Here is a 4,659-nt window from a genome sequence, read left to right on the forward strand (position 1 = left end):
CCTACCTATGGAACACCGTGCGCGGTCCCACGATCCAGTACCTGCGGGGGGACGTCCTTCGCAACGCAGACCTCAGCCGGGCCTTCAGGGCCAAACCCCAGGTCGTCTACCACCTGGCCGCGCACTTCGCCAACCAGAACTCCGTGGACCATCCGGAGCACGACCTGAGGACCAACGGCATGGGCATCCTTCGCGTGCTCGAACACGCCCGCAAGGCCGACGTCGAGCGCTTCATCTACGCCTCCTCGGGCTGCGGGATCTACGGCTCAGACACCCCGATGCCCTTCACGGAGGACTACGTGTCCATGGACCTCTACACGCCGTACCAGGTCACGAAGATGCTCGGGGAACTCTACACGAACATGTACCACAACCTGTACGACCTCCCCGTCGTCAACGCCCGGTTCTTCAACAGCTACGGACCCGGCGAGGTCCCCGGCAAGTACCGCAACGTGATCCCGAACTTCTTCTTCTGGGCAATGCACGGCCAGCCGCTGCCGATCACGGGCACGGGGGAGGAGACGCGGGACTTCACGTACGTGGGGGACATCGTGAACGGCCTTGTCGCGGCCGCGGTCTACGACCGGGCCGTCGGCGAGGCCATCAACCTGGCCGCGGGACGGGAGATCAAGATTCTCGACCTCGCGAACCGGGTCAACGCGATCACGGGCAACCACGCCGGCATCGTGTTCAGGGAGCGTCGGAACTGGGACAAGAAGAACCGGTTGCTCGCCTCAATCGACAAGGCGCGCAGAATCCTGCACTACGAGCCCCGGACGGACTTCCAGACCGGTCTGAAGAACGTCCACGGGTGGTTCGAGAAGAACTGGAAGAACATCGTGAAGTCGGCGGAGTTCTGACCTCCGGGCTCCCGTCCCGGGATGGTTGACGACGTCCCCCGAGCCGACGCGGCCGGAAGGGCTTGCCGCGACGAGGGAATGGTCTGTGTGGTCCGCGGCGCGAGCCGACGCCGAAGCGCGAGGAGAAAAGGTTTTCGCGCGAACCCGTCATCCCGACGCGGCGGGCCATTTTGCGCATTCTTGTCGTCCAAGAGTCGAATTGGATCGAACGGGGGCCCCACCAGAGCCACCATCTCTTCGAGCGGCTGAAGCAACGAGGCCACGAAATCCGTGTCATCGACTTCGACATTGGGTGGCGAAGTCGCTCCCCGCGACCCCTAGTCTCACGTCGCAAAAGGCTTCGGGGCCGGGCCAAGGTGATCCCAGGATCCGACATTCTGGTCATCCGGCCCCCCACGCTCAACCTGCCCGTCCTCGACTATGTCTCCCTTGCCCTGACGCATCGCCTTGAGATTCACCGTCAAATCCGGGAGTTCCGGCCGGACGTGCTCGTCGGCCTGGGCATCCTGAACGCTCACGCCGGTATTCGGCTCGCGCGGCGGGCTGGCATCCCCTTCGTGTACTACCTGATCGACGAGCTCCACCAGCTCGTGCCGCAGCCCCTGTTCCGAGGTCTCGCGCGGTCGATTGAGCGAGGCAACATGCGCCGCGCGTCCCTCGTCCTTGCCATCAACCAGGCCCTCCGAGACTATGCCTTGGCCATGGGGGCGACCCCTGAGAGGGCCAAGGTCATCCCTGCAGGCATCGACGTGGAACTGTATCGCTGGTCCGGGGACGGCGTCATCGTCCGCGAGCGCCTCGGTCTCGCGAGCGACGATCTCGTCCTCTTCTTCATGGGCTGGGTCTACGAGTTCTCAGGCATTCGCGAGATCGCCGAACGTCTTGCGATGGGGGAGGGACGGGAGGAACACGTCAAGTTGCTCGTCGTGGGCAAGGGGGATGTCTGGCAGGAGCTAGCGACTATGGCCAAGAAGCGCGCCGCCGAAGACCGCATCAAGATGGTGGGGTTCCGGCCGTACGCCGAGATGCCCGGATTCCTTGCGGCCGCCGATGTCTGCCTCCTCCCGGCGTATGACATCGAGACCATGCGGAACATCGTACCCATCAAGGTGTACGAGTACCTGGCCGCAGGGAAGCCCGTGATCGCGACCGAGTTGCCCGGTCTCGTGAAGGAGTTCGGGGAGGGACACGGGGTCGTGTATGTCCGGGATCCTCGGGATGTGATCCGCATGGCGACCGATTTGGCTCGGGCGGGTGCCCTCCAGGAACTCGGCGCCGCCGGACGGGAGTTCGTCGCTCGGAACGATTGGACGTCCATCACGGACTCGTTCGAGTCCCTTCTGGAAAGCCTGACGAACCGTCCGGGCGCTCGTGCGTCACCGCGCGCTTGACTTCGTCGCCACCGTGACGAGCGCGTTCAGGGTGATTCCGATGAAGATGGACAGGATGCCGACGATGCCGAACAGAAGGACGATGAACAGGGTTCCCGTTGCCAAGGCTCGGCTCGCATAGTACGTCGACAGAACCAAGGCACCGAGGGCCGCGGCGACGATCAGGAGTCCGAGGCCGAACGACCCGAAGAACAGCAGCGGTCGCTTCTGGGAGACCAGGGTGACGAGTCGCCCCAAGACGCCGGTCCCGTGCCTGCCCGGCGACACGTTCGATCCTTCGAGGTCGTAGTCGAAGTCCACGTTCACCTCGTCGATCCGCAGGCCCTTTTCCTGGGCCTCGATGAGCATCGCCGACTCGATCGAGAGCCCGTCCTCCGTGGGCTCGAGTGCGAGGAGCGCCTCGCTCGAGAAGACCCGATATCCGCTTTGGGAATCCGTGAGCTTCCCGTTCTTCGTCCCCACGGCGGTCGCGTAATCGAGGACGCGCTTCCCCACGCGGCGGTACATGGGCATGCCCGACGTCTTGCCCCACCGCACGCCGATGACCATGTCCGCGTCGCCGGACAGCACGCGTTTCGCCAACCGCGGAATGTCCTCCGTATTGTGCTGGTGGTCCCCGTCCATGAGCACGAACGCGTCCGGATGCGCCTCCCGCGCGTACAGCCACGCGGTCCGGATCGCCATCCCCTTCCCGAGGTTCCGCGCGTGGCGCAGGACCTTGGCCCCGGCGAGCTCGGCGACCTCGGCCGTGTCGTCCGACGACCCGTCGTCCACGACGACGACCTCGTCCGCGTGCTGCCGCGCCTTGAGGACCACGGACCCGATCGTCGCCCCCTCGTTCAGGCAGGGGATCGCCACGAGGATCCGGTTCGACCGCGCGGCCGTCGCCCCGGCCGACCGGGCCTTCGGCCCGCTGGAAAACCCATGCACGGCCCCAGGCCCCGCGTCCGCGGAGCCTTCCCGTGCCATGTCCGTGACCGTAGTCATCCCTCGCGACGCCCGTCGGAACCGGAGAACCTCCGGTCGCTCTGGTGGTGGGCGGTCTCTTGGACGCCTCGAAGTCTACATCGGAGCTTAAACATTTCCTTGAGATTGTCGCGTTTCGCCCCGGACGGACTTCCCGAGGGCCATCATCCCGGAGCTGGAGACGGACTCGACTCGGTCCCGGGCCTCTCGAGTCCGGCCCGGACGAGTCGCGCCCACCCGAGTGCCTCGGCGAAGACCGCCGCCGGTATCTCCAACGTCCTCGCGGGTCGAGCTCTCCCACCGCGTCGAGCCCACTCCTCGGACGAGCGGGTCAGATTGCGGGATTGGGCTTCGCGAGCCACGGAAGCTGGGTGGGTCCGACGAGCTCCCGCCACTCCGCGGGCATGGGGCGGCCGGACTCGTCGCGTCGGTACCAGTCTTGGACCTGGTCGATGTTCACATCGCGGCCCGAGACGGCCACGAGCAGCCCATTCCGGGCGCTCGCGGCAGCCTCCGCGGCGACGAGGTGGTCGAAGACGGCCGCGTGGGGCGTCTGGGACATCCACCAGAGCACGAGGTAGCGAGTCTTGCGGACCGCGGAACGGGGTCGTTTGGTCACCATGTCGAATGCGGACCCCTGGCCTCGAACAGGCAACGTCCTCCCGTGGCGCTCGGAGGATAAAGCCTCTCCTCGCCGGTTATCGAATCCGAGAGCGACTGGGTCGCGAGACCGCGTCGTGGGTCTGATTCCTCCCGGTGAGACCCGGGACGGAGCCTTCAAGACCGCGGCCGTGCATCGAAGCGGCGGATGGAACAACTCCAGATGGAGCCTCGGGTTCGCAAGAAGAAGCCACCCGCCAAACTCGAGTTCGACGTCGCGAGGGTCTTCGGCACCTCCAAGGACGACGAGCTGGAGATGGACGTCGAGGCCGCGCACTACAAGGCCCGGCAGGGCCAAGGCGGGGATCGGCGAGCCTAGGGACCGGGAAGGACCCAATCCCTCGGGCGGCTCGCGGCCCTCCCGGGCGTCCGTCGAGACCTGAACGCACCCGAAAGGGGGATCCCTCGTAGGACGCCCGCCTCCGCCCGTCGTTCCGGCCTCGAGGGGTGCCGCGCAAGATTTTTCGGCCCGCCGAAACGGACGGCGGCTCGGAAAGAACTATTACGACTCGAGCGCGATACCCCCACAACCCCGGGGACATTTTTCGGGAGTCGCCGGTCCCGGGGCGGCGTTCACAGGGAGCGCGGGGGAGGTCCCGAGAGCCGTGGGATGTCACGGAGGGGGTGACACGGAAACGGTAACGTACGACGACACGCTGAAGGACATCCGTCAGAACCTGGGGATTGTCCCGGGCTTCATGAAGGGGCTCCCGAAGGACGTGCTCGTCAACGAGTGGCCCAGCTTCAAGAAGTACACGCTCGGGGAGAGTGAGATCCCGGCG

5 protein-coding genes are annotated in these 4,659 nt (G+C 66.0%); 3 read left to right on the forward strand and 2 right to left on the reverse strand.

Going from position 1 to position 4,659, the window contains the following annotated elements; translation table 11 throughout:
- Positions 1-860, forward strand: an 860-nt coding sequence (locus VEY12_06755; GenBank protein HYM39826.1) for an NAD-dependent epimerase/dehydratase family protein, incomplete at its 5' end; no start/stop codon positions are given.
- A gap of 170 nt (positions 861-1,030) precedes the next feature.
- The gene (locus tag VEY12_06760) at positions 1,031-2,251 is read left to right on the forward strand and encodes a glycosyltransferase (protein HYM39827.1); all 1,221 of its coding nucleotides are present in this window, start codon (positions 1,031-1,033) and stop codon (positions 2,249-2,251) included.
- Here VEY12_06760 and VEY12_06765 read toward each other — a convergent pair.
- Together VEY12_06765 and VEY12_06770 are read right to left on the reverse strand one after the other, a co-directional pair.
- Entirely contained in the window at positions 2,237-3,238 is a 1,002-nt protein-coding gene (locus VEY12_06765) for a glycosyltransferase family 2 protein (GenBank protein HYM39828.1), read from the reverse strand. The two genes, VEY12_06760 and VEY12_06765, sit on opposite strands and share 15 nt — an antisense overlap.
- Positions 3,239-3,548: 310 nt before the next feature.
- Positions 3,549-3,839 carry a hypothetical protein gene (locus tag VEY12_06770; GenBank protein HYM39829.1) on the reverse strand — a complete coding sequence of 97 codons (291 nt, stop codon included), beginning with the start codon at positions 3,837-3,839 and terminating at the stop codon, positions 3,549-3,551.
- Positions 3,840-4,025: 186 nt separating this feature from the next.
- Here VEY12_06770 and VEY12_06775 point away from each other — a divergent pair, with 186 nt between their 5' ends.
- Entirely contained in the window at positions 4,026-4,196 is a 171-nt protein-coding gene (locus VEY12_06775) for a hypothetical protein (GenBank protein ID HYM39830.1), read from the forward strand.
- Positions 4,197-4,659 lie beyond the last annotated feature (463 nt).

The sequence above is a fragment of the Thermoplasmata archaeon genome (assembly GCA_035632695.1).
GTDB lineage: Archaea > Thermoplasmatota > Thermoplasmata > RBG-16-68-12 > RBG-16-68-12 > RBG-16-68-12.